At 44.4% G+C, this 14,377-nt stretch carries 14 protein-coding genes; 2 read left to right on the top strand and 12 right to left on the bottom strand.

Features of this window, described 5'->3' with window-relative positions:
- The first annotated feature begins 12 nt into the window (after nt 1-12).
- Both A1QO_RS19040 and A1QO_RS19035 read left to right on the top strand, forming a co-directional pair.
- Nucleotides 13-1,065, top strand: a complete 1,053-nt coding sequence (locus A1QO_RS19040) for a FecCD family ABC transporter permease (protein WP_017036520.1) — start codon at nt 13-15, stop codon at nt 1,063-1,065.
- Entirely contained in the window at nt 1,065-1,952 is an 888-nt protein-coding gene (locus A1QO_RS19035) for a heme ABC transporter ATP-binding protein (RefSeq protein ID WP_017039826.1), read from the top strand. The genes A1QO_RS19040 and A1QO_RS19035 overlap by 1 nt, the downstream gene beginning before the upstream one ends.
- Before the next feature lie 133 nt (nt 1,953-2,085).
- Here A1QO_RS19035 and A1QO_RS19030 read toward each other — a convergent pair whose 3' ends face one another.
- Genes A1QO_RS19030 through A1QO_RS18975 form a run of 12 tightly spaced genes read right to left on the bottom strand, consistent with a single transcriptional unit; the run spans nt 2,086 to nt 14,180 of the window.
- Nucleotides 2,086-3,783, bottom strand: a complete 1,698-nt coding sequence (locus A1QO_RS19030) for a fused response regulator/phosphatase (RefSeq protein ID WP_017041875.1) — start codon at nt 3,781-3,783, stop codon at nt 2,086-2,088.
- Between the two features lie 49 nt (nt 3,784-3,832).
- Nucleotides 3,833-4,132, bottom strand: a complete 300-nt coding sequence (locus A1QO_RS19025; RefSeq protein WP_017036517.1) for an STAS domain-containing protein — start codon at nt 4,130-4,132, stop codon at nt 3,833-3,835.
- Nucleotides 4,133-4,141: 9 nt separating this feature from the next.
- Nucleotides 4,142-5,287 (bottom strand): methyl-accepting chemotaxis protein, encoded by a 1,146-nt coding sequence (locus tag A1QO_RS19020; RefSeq protein ID WP_017036516.1) that lies wholly within the window; start codon nt 5,285-5,287, stop codon nt 4,142-4,144.
- A 45-nt stretch (nt 5,288-5,332) separates the two neighbouring features.
- Nucleotides 5,333-6,367: a protein-glutamate methylesterase/protein-glutamine glutaminase gene (locus A1QO_RS19015; RefSeq protein ID WP_017037520.1), complete on the bottom strand. Its 1,035-nt coding sequence runs from the start codon at nt 6,365-6,367 to the stop codon at nt 5,333-5,335.
- A complete protein-coding gene (locus A1QO_RS19010; RefSeq protein WP_017036514.1) occupies nt 6,367-7,008 on the bottom strand; it encodes a hypothetical protein in 642 nt (213 codons plus the stop codon). The genes A1QO_RS19015 and A1QO_RS19010 overlap by 1 nt, the downstream gene beginning before the upstream one ends.
- Before the next feature lie 29 nt (nt 7,009-7,037).
- Nucleotides 7,038-7,895: a CheR family methyltransferase gene (locus A1QO_RS19005; protein ID WP_017036513.1), complete on the bottom strand. Its 858-nt coding sequence runs from the start codon at nt 7,893-7,895 to the stop codon at nt 7,038-7,040.
- Nucleotides 7,880-10,288 carry an aerotaxis transducer Aer2 gene (gene aer2, locus A1QO_RS19000; protein WP_017039838.1) on the bottom strand — a complete coding sequence of 803 codons (2,409 nt, stop codon included), beginning with the start codon at nt 10,286-10,288 and terminating at the stop codon, nt 7,880-7,882. Before aer2 ends, A1QO_RS19005 begins: the two co-directional genes overlap by 16 nt.
- Before the next feature lie 10 nt (nt 10,289-10,298).
- Complete coding sequence (locus A1QO_RS18995) at nt 10,299-10,763, bottom strand: chemotaxis protein CheW (protein ID WP_017039839.1); 465 nt, start codon at nt 10,761-10,763, stop codon at nt 10,299-10,301.
- A 2-nt stretch (nt 10,764-10,765) separates the two neighbouring features.
- Nucleotides 10,766-11,296, bottom strand: coding sequence for a chemotaxis protein CheW (locus A1QO_RS18990; protein WP_017036510.1), 531 nt, complete (start codon nt 11,294-11,296; stop codon nt 10,766-10,768).
- 8 nt (nt 11,297-11,304) lie between these two features.
- The gene (locus A1QO_RS18985) at nt 11,305-13,488 is read right to left on the bottom strand and encodes a chemotaxis protein CheA (protein ID WP_017039840.1); all 2,184 of its coding nucleotides are present in this window, start codon (nt 13,486-13,488) and stop codon (nt 11,305-11,307) included.
- A gap of 45 nt (nt 13,489-13,533) precedes the next feature.
- Nucleotides 13,534-13,893, bottom strand: a complete 360-nt coding sequence (locus A1QO_RS18980; RefSeq protein ID WP_017036508.1) for a response regulator — start codon at nt 13,891-13,893, stop codon at nt 13,534-13,536.
- 11 nt (nt 13,894-13,904) lie between these two features.
- Nucleotides 13,905-14,180, bottom strand: a complete 276-nt coding sequence (locus A1QO_RS18975; protein ID WP_017036507.1) for an STAS domain-containing protein — start codon at nt 14,178-14,180, stop codon at nt 13,905-13,907.
- Between the last annotated feature and the right edge of the window lie 197 nt (nt 14,181-14,377).

The following is a 14,377-nucleotide window of genomic DNA, read 5'->3' as shown; positions in this document are numbered from 1 at the left end:
AAGTAATTCATCATGTCTGTTTCCAGCTTTTCTCGTGCTCCAACCACCACTCTATTTATTATTGGGTTGGTCGCACTTTACTTCGCCGTGATCAGCTCTGTTGCGATAGGGCCAATGAATATCTCACTGCTCGATAGTCTGCATGCCTTGATTCCAGCGTCATTACGTAACGTGGAAATACCAACGCACATTACTTTGGTGATTCAGCAAATTCGTCTTCCCCGCACTCTATTAGCCATTGCAGTTGGCGCGATTTTGGCGCTATGCGGGACCGTAATGCAAGGTTTGTTTCGCAACCCGCTTGCTGATCCTGGAATTATCGGGGTGAGTGCTGGTGCTTCGTTAGGTGCAGCGCTGGCAATCGTCCTGTTTGGTTCGCTTGCTCAAAGTCATCCGCAACTCTTACTCTTTGGTACGGTTCCGGTGTTCTCGTTTATCGGCGGGGCACTCACCACGGTGATTGTTTATCGCCTCGGCACTGGTGCAAATGGCACCTCAGTCACCATGATGTTATTGGCAGGCGTTGCCATTGGCGCACTGGCAGGATCAGGCCTTGGTTTAATGAACTATTACGCCGATGACCAAGCTTTGCGCGATCTTTCATTATGGACAATGGGGTCTTTGGCGGGGGCCAACTGGGGAGCATTAATCTTGGCCTTTGCCACTTTAATCACTCTATTCATTTTATTTTATCGTAACGCCGAGCCCCTTAATGCTCTACTTCTAGGCGAGGCAGAGGCTAAGCACATGGGTATCGAAGTTCAAAAGCTAAAACGACAGTTAATTTTACTGACCGCTGCAGGCGTTGGCGTGACGGTCGCCTTAGCGGGCATGATCGGTTTCATTGGTTTGATCGTGCCTCACCTTGGGCGAATGCTCATTGGCCCAAATCATAAGTCACTGCTACCTATTGCCATGCTCATCGGGGCTTTGCTGCTTCTGATTGCCGATATGATCGCTCGAACTGCGGTAGCCCCATTAGATATGCCTGTCGGTATTGTTACGGCACTGATTGGCGCGCCATTCTTCATTTGGTTGTTGATAAAACAAAGAGGTCGTATCTGATGACACACACAACCGCACAGACCCCAACGTTACCAATGGCTGGTAATAACGCTGTCTCCAAATCGACCCCATGCAAATCTAAAGAACACAAGCCCACGAACTTCAATCAAGGGAGCTCACGCCACGCAATCTCACTCAGTAACCTCAGCCTAACGCTTGGGAAAAAGGTTATTTTGGATAAAGTGAGTACTCACATAAATACAGGGGAATTGACCATTCTTCTTGGCCCTAACGGCACCGGGAAAAGCTCACTGTTAAAGATGATCACAGGCGAGTACCCTTCTCAAGGAGGAATCGAATTCTTTGACTGTAAATCAGATCAGTGGTCGCCTCAGGTATTGGCAAAACACTTGGGTGTATTACCTCAATCAAGCAGCCTAAGTTTTAACTTCAGCGCCAAAGAGGTGGTCGAATTGGGCGGTATTCCGCTCGCCGAAAGTGCCAAAAGGATTTCCGATATTGCCGCAAAAAATATGCGATTGACCGATACCGCACACCTTGCGGATCGTATGTACCCTAGCCTCTCTGGTGGTGAAAAGCAGCGGGTTCATTTTGCTCGGGTTTTAACTCAGTTAGCGCAATCAGAACAACAAACGATCCTCTTGTTAGATGAACCGACATCCGCCTTAGATTTGTCTCATCAGCATCAGACGTTGTCACTCGCTAAAACCTTAACTGGACAAGGAGCAGCGGTGGTTATCGTTATGCACGACTTAAACCTTGCAGCACAGTACGCCGATAGAGTGATGATATTAAACAAGGGCAACATTGTCGCCGATGGCACACCTTGGGACGTGTTAACAAAAACCACCATTGAAGACGTATACAACTTCAATGTAACGGTCATCGAGCACCCACATGATGATTATCCGGTACTTCTTAGCTAATTTGGTGAAGAGTTAATTTGGTTAAAAGCGGGGTTAATGAATAGTTAGTTTGGTGGACCGTGAGTAAAATGAACGGTTAGCCAAATGGCCAACCAACAAACCCACCAACCACAAACATTTGAATCGAATACAATCAAGCCGAACTAGGAAAACGATGCGAAGCGTTAAAGTGATAAACCGCAGTAACGCTTTTACCCTCATTTGAATACTCAAGCGAATCACATAATTCAGTCGCCAATACGATCCCACGACCATGGGTCGTTCCGTTTTGAGCCGACAAGTTTAAATGATGGTAATCAAACCCTTCTCCATTGTGCTCTAGCAACATAGTGATGATTTTCTCTTCTGGTTGGTAATCTATGTCTAACTTCACCCAAGCATCAGGGCTCAGGTCTTTTAATCTTTCTTCTCTCAACTGATAAAATTCAAAAAAACCATCCGGACTTTCTTTTAAAGAAGACTTAAGTCCGAGTAATCCATGTTCAATCGCGTTAGCAAACAGTTCAGATAACACTGAGCAAACCAAATCTAGGTGTTGGCCTCCATTTAAAATACCCGATAGATATTGACGAACCTCACTAAGAACACTGGCGGTTCTCAACACATGAGCGGGAAAGTGTAGGCCCGTTTTCATAGGAATTTTACTGTAATAGAAGTCTGTAAGCTGCAAACTGTTATCATTACCATTGATAATCGGGAATGTCATCGACAAGATAGACAAATCATCCCCCGCTTTCATATTAGAGAACGCCCGCACCGCTTCGTGCACAGTGGTGATATGTGCTTGACCATTTTCTAATGCTTTTTCTAGACGCTCTTGACCAAATTGCTCCCCATGTTCATTCATCGCTTCGGTTATGCCATCGGTATAGCTAACTATTTGCTGACCTGGCTCTAAAATCAAATGCACAATATCGGTTTCAAATTCATGAGAATCGAGCACCCCTAGGGGCATATGCTTCGACACGAGGCGACGAATAATTTTACTGTTTTCATCCAACACGTAGGTGTCGGGTAAGCCTCCTCCCCACCAAGAAACTTCAAACCCATTGGCTCTGATTTCAAAAATACTGGCCGCGAGCATCATGCCTATCGGTAGAAACTTACTTAACGAGTTATTAATTTCGTTGACGATCTCACCAAGAGACAATCCTTTCTCAGCCATGCTAAAGAATGCTCGAGTAGCCGGTATCGCCGAAATAGCGGCAGGAAGCCCATGACCGGTAGCATCCGCGACCATAACATAAGCCCCACCATGAGGACGATTAGCAACAATAATCAAATCCCCATTGAAAACGGTGGAGGGGGTTGAAATATAGTTCACGCCGAAAATATGGCTCGTTTGTGCACTCATTTCTTCCACTAAATTGGAAAAAATTGACTCTGATATTGAATAGTCATACTGGACTTGCTCGTGGAAATGGCTCAACTCGTCACGCTGACGAACGACTTCTTTATGAATTTTCACAATTCGGTAATGGGCTTGAATTTTGGCATGAATAACCGTGCGCTCAAACGGCTTTGAAATAAAGTCATCCCCCAAGTTAAGGCAACGTTCATAAGAGGTATTATCATCAAGAACAGTGAGAAATAGGATCGCAATATGAATGTTAGGGAAGGCTTCGCGAATCTCGATTGCGGTTGTGAATCCATCTTTCACTGGCATCATGACATCCAGTAATATGATGTCTGGCAGTGCCTCCATCTTTTTCATTGATGGCACAACATCTTCACCGTTTTCAAACGTATCAATGTGACTGGCTAAATCCTGTATCATACACCGACAGATTTCACGATTAGTCGCATTATCATCAACGATCATCACTCGCATAATGTCTTCCCTCTAAAACTGACTTTTCAAAAACTTCACCTAAAAATGATTAATCGATTTTAAATTTCTTATCAAACCTCGAGATGAGAAGAATTTTTTTTACTTGTGGAAGCGTGTTGGTGAGGGTGATTGAACCATCAGCTTGCCCCAAATAGTTTTGCATATTGAGCAGCATCCCCAACCCGGCACTATCGATATAGTCAACTTTGCGTAAATCCACAGTGAAAGAGTACTCTTTTCTGTCTGTGTAGCTTCGTCTAAAATCTTGCACCAAACTAAAACCAAATGCGCCTTCAATGACGATGGTGACTCTTTTAGAAGCGGTGTCTACTTGTGTTTCAACTGTCATATACTGTCCTCAAAATAATTCAACTTCGCCTTCATCAATACTAGACTGATTCGCTGCTGGCCCGCTGCGGTGTTTCGAACGCTGCAAGATATCGGACAACACTTCTCTTAGCATCGATGTCTCTTGATGGTTATCTAACGCAGCCATTATTTCTTTCAAATACTCAATGGATTCTTTTGCATAATCGCCTTGCTGCAGCACGATGTCGGCAAACTGTAATGCGCGTATGCCGTCTCCTACATGCCCGTTAAGCTCTCCTCCTAATTCTCTAATTTTATGCACTTCTTGCTCTATTTCGATATTGACTTGATGAACTCCCTTCAACATGTTGTCGACTTTTTCCTTTGATTCAATCGCAGCCGTCATGTCAATAGAGGCCATCTCGCCCACGGTGTCATTCGCTTCTTTGACGGTGGTTTGAGCAATGTTGATCTCTTTCTCTATCTTAGAATTGAGTTCTTCTGATTGTTTGGATAGATTTCTCACCTCTTGAGCGACGACAGCAAACCCTCGACCCGCTTCGCCCGCTCTAGCCGCTTCAATCGCCGCATTGAGTGCCAACAAATTGGTTTGTTCAGACAAGCCTCGCACCTGATCTAATAGCTTGAATACCGTTTGTAATTTATCGGACATGTCGTGAATACTGTGCACCGCGGAAATACTTTTCTCTGAAATATTGACAAAAGTAGCGACATATTCAGCAATGATGGTTTCTATTTTGGGTAAAACAGAAGTGAGGTCATATTCACTGTCTTTGTTGGCAAGTAACCCATCAACTAAGGATCCCGTTACTTTGCTTTGTTCTTCACTCACCCTTTGCAAACTGAAAAAGCTGTTGTTCAGCGTTTCGACCGATTCATCAATGATTTTGTGCTGGCTATCGAGTGGTTCTGAGATTTTAGGAAGACCATCTTTCAATATTTGATTGAGCTCTTCTGGGACAGTGAACATACCCGCTGATTTTTCATCGACTTCAATACTGTCGACATCATGCCTTGATGTGGATAGAACCAACCAAGGTACTGCCGCGACGATGATCATTAACCCTAAGTGAAAGAGATTTTGCGATAAGAACATCCAAGTGGAAAGAAACCCAACCTGGACTGTTAAGGCAATAAGCTTCTTTGACTTGTTAGAAAGCCGAGTGATTTTCATAAGCCTGTCCTGACATGATTTTATGGTTTGTCGTTATTATTTTTTTTATTTGTAAATACAATGAAACAGTTGCTTGGGTATTTGACTTAACGAAAGCAGTTTATCGACAGCTCCAAGCTCATAAGCGACTTTTGGCATCCCCCAAACGACAGATGATTGTTCGTCTTGCGCAAATGTTATCGCACCTTTGTTTTTTAAATTGAGCATGCCTTTACCACCATCGTTGCCCATGCCTGTAAGCAGCACTCCGATTGCTTTATCTCCGACGACTTCTGCCACCGAGTTAAACATTACATCGACCGAAGGCTTATGCCGATTCACTGCTGGACTGTCATCTAGTTGACAGAAAAGATGATTACCGCGTCGATAGACGGTGATGTGCTTATCCCCAGGAGCCACATAGGCACAGCCATTGATTAACGGTGCTTTGGATGCTGTGAGTTCTTTGACGTCGATGTCGCTTGCATCATCTAACCGCTTAGCAAAGGCACGAGTGAACATGGCACTGATATGCTGAGTAATAATGATAGGTGGTAATCCAGCAGGAAGCGCTGACAGGACGTTCTTCACCGCTTCTGTTCCTCCGGTCGAAGCCCCAATAGCGATGAGCTCACAATGTATGTGTTTTTTACTTGGATCAACCTCTGGCGCGATTTCAATTGGGCTAGCAGTTTGTACATTGGCTCTCGCTGCCATGCGAATCTTAGTATTGATCTCTGTTTTGTACTCAACAATTTCCCCCGTTGCTTCTACCGCTGGTTTGGGGAAGTAATCCACAGCCCCAGTTTCCAGCGCCTCTAGCGTCGGCTCCGCTCCGTGCTGGGTTAAGGTTGATATCATCACCACCGGCATCGGGCGAAGCCGCATTAGATTACGTAAAAACTGAACCCCATTCATTTTTGGCATTTCAATATCAAGGGTTAACACATCAGGGTTGTATTGTTTGATCATCTGCCTCGCTTCATAGGGATCTTCAGCCGCCGCGACCACTTCTAGCTCTGGATCAGAGTTGATCAACTGCGTCAGTAATGCGCGAAATACAGCGGAATCATCTACGACTAACACTTTAATTTTATTCATTAAAATAGCTCCACATCGTCATCGTGATTCTTATGGCTTTCTTTGCCCAGTTCAGTGGCGTATTTTTCTTCTTGATGTTGAAGTTGATGCACTTCGGTAAATGGAATGCGCTTTAGCCAGGCTTTACCCGTGAGTGGGTCAAAGATGACTTTTCTGGGTTCCATACCACCGAGATCATGAGCTTCAACCACAAGTTGTTCTTGCTCCACATAGCGTTTAATAAATTCGATGTTTTTTTCACCTATCATGGAATAACGCCCTAACATTTGTGCGCCACCAAACAGCTTCAGTCGCAGGTTCTCTCGCTGTGCCCCCATAGAGATGAGTTGATTAATTAACATCTCCATCGCATGGCTACCGTAACGAGACGCGGTAGAAACCACTTCACTGGCCTGCCAATGCCTTAATTGGTCACTGTTATCAAAGGGCAATAAAAAGTGATTCATGCCGCCAAAGTGTCCCTCTGTATCCCAAATACAGGCGGCAATACAGGAACCCAGGCCCGTGCAAATAACTTCATCACTTTTTGTGCAATACAGGCCTCCAGGCATGACCTTAACCACATGGTGTTTGTGCTTAGGGTGATAAAAGCGACTAAAATGCGCATTTTCGCTGCGTCTTTTTTGAACTTCAAATGTCATCATTCGTCGCCTTTTTTATTCAGTCTGGATCATTTCTTAACGTAAATCGTATGACCTAAATGGTGGAAAAGATCACTGCAAGCGCCAATACTTTCCGAGTGCCCAATAAATAAGATCCCATTAGGCTTTAACGCTTGATGAAACCTTTTCAACAAATTTTCTTGCGTTGGCTTATCAAAATAGATCATCACATTGCGGCACGATATAAGGTCAAAAGGTGGCATCTTAGGCCATTCATCAAACAGGTTTAACTGATTGAATTTCACATGCTGTTGAAGTCCTTTCTTGATTTTTATCTTACCTTTATGCTCACTTTTTCCTTTGACAAAACAGGGTTTAAGGTAGCGCTCGGGAATACTCTCGATCACTTCTTGGCCATAAATTCCAGCCTTAGCATGGTCAAGAACCGAGGTATCGAGATCCGACGCAAACACATTCACCGTCTCTACCGCATCAAACGCCCCCGAAACGAACAGCGACGAAATAAAACTGTAGGGCTCTTGCCCAGATGAGCAACCCGCAGACCAAATGTTAATGCTTCTGTTTCCTTGGTGTTTCCACTGCTCAAGAGCTGGGCCTTCCACAAACTCAAAGTGGTGATACTCTCGAAAAAATTCCGTTTTGTTGGTGGTTAACGCATTAATGAAGTTAACCCGCTCGGTCTCTGAGCCTTCAATTATTTCTCGATACTGCGAGAATTTCCGGACGCCTTTCGCCCGCATCTGTCGACTCAACCGCCCATATACCATGGTGCGTTTACGGTCAGACAGATAGATACCAACGCTTTTATGCATGTACCACTGCACATACTTAAAGTCTTGATCTGTAAGCTCAAACTCCTCATCCATGGCAGCTACATCCTCAGCGTGAGTTAAAACTCTTCCCATTCGTCGCTATCCTCATTCATGCTAAAATTGGAGTTCACCGCTTTGTTTGAGCGCAGTTCGCTAACATTACTCTGAGAAGAAGGCGGTGTATTGACTGCCGGTTTTTTAGATTCTAAGGTTTCAACGTTACTGTCCGTTGTGAAGAAGTTCATCAGGTTCAGTAGTACTTTGCCTTCGTCTTTTAATGATTGGCTTGCGGCTGAGGTTTCTTCAACCAACGAGGCGTTCTGCTGCGTCATTTCATCCATGGTGGCGACCGCACGATTGATTTCATCGATGCCTGTCGACTGTTCAATGCTTGATGCTGCTATCTGTGCAATTAACTCCGTCACCTTGGCAACCGCATCGACGATTTCTTTTAGAGTCTCACCAGATTCGTCGACCAATCGAGAGCCTTCATCCACCTTTTCAACACTGTCGTTGATTAAGCCTTTAATCTCTTTCGCCGCGGCCGCACTTCGCTGCGCTAAATTTCGAACTTCACCAGCAACAACGGCGAAGCCTCTCCCTTGCTCACCTGCTCTGGCAGCCTCTACCGCCGCATTAAGCGCCAGTAAGTTGGTTTGAAAGGCGATTTCATCTATCACCCCAATAATATCGGCAATTTTCTTACTCGCATTGTTGATGCCAGACATTGCCGTGACCGCTTGCCCAACAACATCGCCTCCTTTGCTTGCTTTTCTCGCCGCATCGTCAGCCAACTCATTTGCCCCTTTAGCGTTATCCGCATTTTGTCTCACCGTTGCCGTCATTTGCTCCATACTCGCCGCGGTTTCCTCTAGATTTGCCGCCTGAGACTCGACTCGTTGGCTCAAATCATCATTACCTTCCGCAATTTCAGAAGAGGCAGTCGCGACTCTGGCCGATGAAGTAGTAATTTTTTCAGTCATATTTCTTAGATTCACAATGGAGGTATTTACTGCATTCGCCAGCCGGCCAAACTCGCCATCAAAGTCATTGGACATACTCGAGTTGAGGTTTCCATCGGCCACGCCACTCATCACTTGAATGCACTCTCCTAGTGGCGTCACCAGGGTATCAAGCAGGCTATTCACCCCATCCCCAAGCTCTTTCATAAAGCCACTATAAACGCTGGTATCTATTCGGTCGTTGAGATCCCCAACAATGGCTTTTTTAATCAACGCCTCTACCTGACGCTGCCCATCTTGCAGCTCAGTGATATCTTCCCACTGCAATGCTGGCCCAATATAATTCCCCTGCGTATCTCGCATCGCAATGCAGGTTAAGGTGAACTCTAAACCTCCAACCGCGATATTGGACGTGAACGGAAGCGCATCAGGATTACTGATAATATGGCGCTGGTGGGCTGGTTTTTTATGGAAAACATCAATATTTGCACCCACTAAGTTATTGATATCAAAATTAGGTAGTGCTTCTGTTAACTCCACTTCTCGCGATTTAAATAACGCCATCAACGCAGGGTTAACATCACGAATAACGCCTTCTTTATCGGCCATCATCAAATTGGTGGTCATGCCTTCTACGGCAGACGCTAGACGCCCAATTTGCTGCTCTTTGGCCCTCTCTTCCGTTACGTTTGCCCATTCAAGGGTATTGCCAATGTATTCCCCATTGGCGTCCGTAATGGCTGCCACATTGAGCTCAATTTTTACATCTGCGACTTGTATGTCCGCTTTGTGAGGAAGGTTGGCGGGGTTTGACAGCAATTGACGTTGATGGGCTGGGTTTGCATGAAACTCATCGATACAGCGATTCATCAACCACTCTTTGGAGGCCGTAAAACCCGGCCACACTTTTCTCATTTCACTTTCTATCGACGAAAAGAGGTTAATAGTCGCATCGTTGGCATACGTAATGAGAAGATCTCTATCAATCATTAGCATGGCTGTCTGTGCCTGGCCTACAGCCGTTTGCAAGCGGGCGATATCATGTTCTCGTGCTAGTTTTGCGGTGACGTCTTTCCATTCTAGGGTATTCCCAACATAGTCCCCTTGACTATCAACAATGGCACCGACATTGAGCTCAATCTTAACACCTTGCACATCAATGACGGTTGAATATGGCAGATTCTCGGGTGTAGAAAGAAGCTGACGTTGATGCGAAGGATTGGCATGAAAACCGTCGATGCAGTAACCAATCAATGCTTTTTCATCGGCAGAGAATCCGGGCCATTGTGATTGGAATAGTACTTCATGTTTTTTAAATAAATTCAACGACTGCTGATTTACATAGGTAATATTGAAGTCTCTGTCGATCATCATTAGCGCAGTTTGGGCACCGTTTAATGCCGCCAACAACTGTGATTTTGAGACCCCACTATCGTTTTCAGATTCCATATCGTTCATTAGACTGTCGTTAGCGTGTGCTACAAATTGAGCACTTGCATCCTTTTTCTTGTTCCAAAAAGCCATGTGTTACCCCTTAAGCAGTCTCTTCTTCAACTGACGTGTTATTTAGCTCTTCTATATCGAATAGAGCCTCTAAATTTAGAAGTATTAAGTGACCACTCGCTACGGAAACTATCCCTTCTATATACGATTGGTCCACGGTTACAGACACCTGTGGCGCAGGTTTTATCTGATCCTCTTTCAGGTCATAGACTTCTGATACAGCGTCGACAATCACCCCTAGCGGATTCTTGTTACTATCATTAAGAACAATAACCACGGTTGTTGCGCATATTTCCGCAGGTTCTAAATTAAACCGCAGCCGCAGATCAACGATCGGGACATATTCCCCGCGGATGTCTAAAACACCATGCAGGTGCGGTGGAGAGTTGGGGACCTTACGAACCGGGTTCCATCCCCTCACTTCGCGCACATCTAAAATAGGCACGCCATATTCTTCGTTCTCTAGTACAAAACTTAAGAATTCTTGTCTCTCCATTGCTACTCTGCCTTTATAATCAGTTCGATATTGAGTAACTCTTCGGTATCAAGAAGAGACATAATTTCATCGCCGACATTGAGAACACCCTGCAAATAGGGCGTGACTTTAGACTCACCGAGAGCAGGGCTCAGCGCGTTGTCCCCTTGACTAACCACGTCACTCACCGCATCGACAACCAATCCCATCAAACGATCAACGTCGTCATTTCGGCTTCTTAGAACAAGAACCACCGTGGTCGGAATGTACTGACAATCTCCCAAAGAGAATCGAGCCCTCAAATCAATAACAGGCACGATCATGCCTCTTAGATTGATCACACCTTTAACGAATTCTGGCGATCTTGGAATCGCTGTTGGCCTCTCCCAAACTCGAATTTCTTCTACGTCTTCAATCGCGACGCCATAAAGCTCTGTAGACAAACGAAAACTAAGAAAGTCAGCACTTTCATTGTTATCGTCATAGTGACCGGTTTGGATACCGATAGAGCCAGAATCCAAGTCTGAAGATGAAGCATGCAGTTCTGTCGTCATATCGCCTCCTAGGCCGCTATTCCTTTGTTGCCAGAATTTGCTGACTTGGTGAGATAGCTTGTAATCAATCCTTGAATGTCCAGTATCAAAGAAACGGAACCATCACCAAGAATCGTTGCCCCTGAGATACCGGGTACTTTGGTGTAATTGGATTCGAGGCTTTTGATAACCACTTGCTGCTGATCGAGCAGTTCATCAAGCACTAGTCCCACTCGGCTTCCTGCGGCTTCAACAAAACAGAGAATACGCTCATTGAGCACACCGCTTTCTCCCATTTCAAGTTCATCTTGTAAACGCAAAATAGGGATATTTTCATCTCTTAAGCGATACAGTTCTATTCCGCCAGACGCGTGTTTAATGCAGTCAGTACTGATTTGAATGGATTCAATGATGGTCAACAATGGGATGACATAAACTTCGCTACCTACTTTGACTAACTGTCCATCCAGAATGGCTAAAGTCAGCGGTAGATTGATGGTAAAGTGGCATCCAAAGCCCAGTTTTGATTTCACCTCGATGTGGCCACCAAGCTCTTCAATATTCCTCTTTACAACGTCCATACCTACACCGCGACCTGAGATATCAGAGACTTCATCCGCGGTAGAGAATCCTGGAGCAAAAATCAGATTCAGTACTTGTTTATCGGTCATTTCCTCTCGGCGAGAGTCCGCATCCAATACGCCTTTTTCAATGGCTTTTTTCCAAAGTGCATCACAGTCGATCCCAGCACCGTCATCTTTAATCTCTATAACAATCGCGCCGCCTTGGTGGTATGCATTAAGCGAGATAACACCTTCTTCAGGTTTGCCATTCGCGACACGAATTTCCGGAACCTCGATACCATGGTCAATCCCATTTCTCACTAAGTGAACTAACGGGTCAACTATCCGCTCTAGCACCGTTTTATCAAGTTCGGTATTTTCTCCACTGATTTGAAGATCGACCTGCTTTTCCAGTCGCCCACACAAATCTCGAACCAGTCTAGGAAAGCGGCTGAAGGCAAAACTCATCGGTAACATACGAATATTGAGGACATTTTCTTGCAAATCTCGGCTGTTTTGCAGCAGTTGATCGAGGCCTTCTTTCAGTTTATCTAGTTTGTCCATTGAGAAGTCGTTACCGATCTCATTGAGCATCGATTGTGTAATAACCAATTCTCCAACCAAATTAATGAGTCCATCCACTTTGTCGATATCAACGCGTATGGAACTCACACTTGAATCCGATTTAGTGGCTTTACTGGCCGCTGAGCTTTTGCCTTTCTCTGTAGGCTTAGAAGTTGCAGATTGACGGTCTGACGTTGACTCATCAAGGCCTGTCTGAAGGGATTTTTGCAACGGTTCTGGCGAGTGAACGGGTAAATCTGTTGAAGTGTCGTCTTGTTCTGTTTTTATCAATGAAGAATCGTCAGCTATCGCAGAATCAAAAATCGGCTCAATGGCGAGATCACATTCATCTTCCACCCATTCAAACACTTCTTGTATTTCATCGAGCGCCACAGAGCCGTCGATCGCTATTTTCCAATAGAGATATGACAACTCCTCTTCTATTTCTGCTATTTCAGGAAGCTCATTAATACAAACTTCTACCGTTGCTTGCTGATCAAGTTCCAAAAGCTCTCGAAGAATGCGCAGGGGGTCATTGCCACTAAAAAACATTTCTCGATGGGGGGTAAATTGAATCGCCCACAACGTTGGGATCTCTTGACTATTGTCAGTTTCAGGGATAGCTTGTTCGGGCGAATCAACTTCTTCTGAGCATTGGGCAGCATTAGGCTCTTGGTTCAGTCGTGAGTCTTCATCAGTATTATTAAGCAACTGTTCAAGCAATTGATTAACCGAGGCCTTCAGTGCTTCATCAACGACTTCATCACTTTCATGCCCTTCTAGCATATTTTTAATGCAGTCTCCGCCTTTGAGCAGAACATCGATGCTATTTTTGGTCAGTTCTTTTTCATCGTTGCGAACAAGGTCAAGGTAGGCTTCAATAGCGTGGGTGAACTCGCTAATATCAAATAGATTGAAGGTAGCCGCTCCACCCTTGATTGAGTGAGCAGCTCGAAATATGGTGTTGATCGTTTCCTTTTCAACACTTGATACTTCAATATTCAGTAACTCGTTTTCCAGCACTTCTAAATTTTCACGACATTCCTCGTAAAACATTTTGCGAAGCTGGTCCATGTCTAAAGCCATAACTAATCCCTGCGAGTTGACATTATTTTTTGTTTTAATAGTTCGCTAGATCACACGTTTTAATGTTTTGAGCAATGTTTCAGGATTGAACGGTTTGACTAACCACCCCGTTGCTCCTGCGGACTTACCTTCCTGTTTTTTTTCAATACTGGTTTCTGTTGTTAACATAAGAATGGGGATGAACTTATATTGAGGCTTACCGCGTATTGCTCTTACCAAATCAAATCCACCCATGATCGGCATGTTGACATCCGAGATAACCACATCAAATTTTGTCAGTTGAGCTTTTTTTAACGCATCGCTGCCATCATTGGCTGTTTCAACTTCATACCCTGCATCTTTCAATGTATGGCTTACCATTTGACGAATAGATATCGAATCATCTACTGCTAAAATCTTTGTCATATTACTCACCTTCAACCATCCGTTTCATCATTGAAAACGCTCGTTAAACCAAGGGTAACGAACGCCTCGGTCAACACAGCCGAGCTTTCACTAAGCTCAATTGCCACATTCAATTGTTTCGCACTTACAAAAAGGGAAGCCAGTAATTGAACTCCAGCAGTATCAACCTTAGAAACTTGCGACGCATTTACGCGCAGCAAGGATGATTGTTTAAGCCATTCCGCATATTGAATTTTTGCATCCATTACGGTGGAGATCTCTAGCGATTCACCTAATAAACAGTCCATTATCTTTTCCTATGTTTATTTCTTGTTAGTGCTTACTGGTGCTGTTTTTTTCTCTATTGACGTTAATTTTGAGTGTAGGAAGAATTGACTAATACGCAAATGTCGATACTTGATTGTGAATGAATAAAAATGCGGCGTTCTTTGCAGAACACCTATTTTTCTTTAATTATTAATCACTTAAAAACCCACCGCTTTTA

It is taken from the genome of Vibrio genomosp. F10 str. ZF-129, assembly GCF_000287055.2.
In the GTDB taxonomy this organism is placed as follows: Bacteria; Pseudomonadota; Gammaproteobacteria; order Enterobacterales; family Vibrionaceae; genus Vibrio.
Note: the sequence above shows the minus strand (reverse complement) of the source record. Positions and strands in the feature narration are given on the sequence as shown.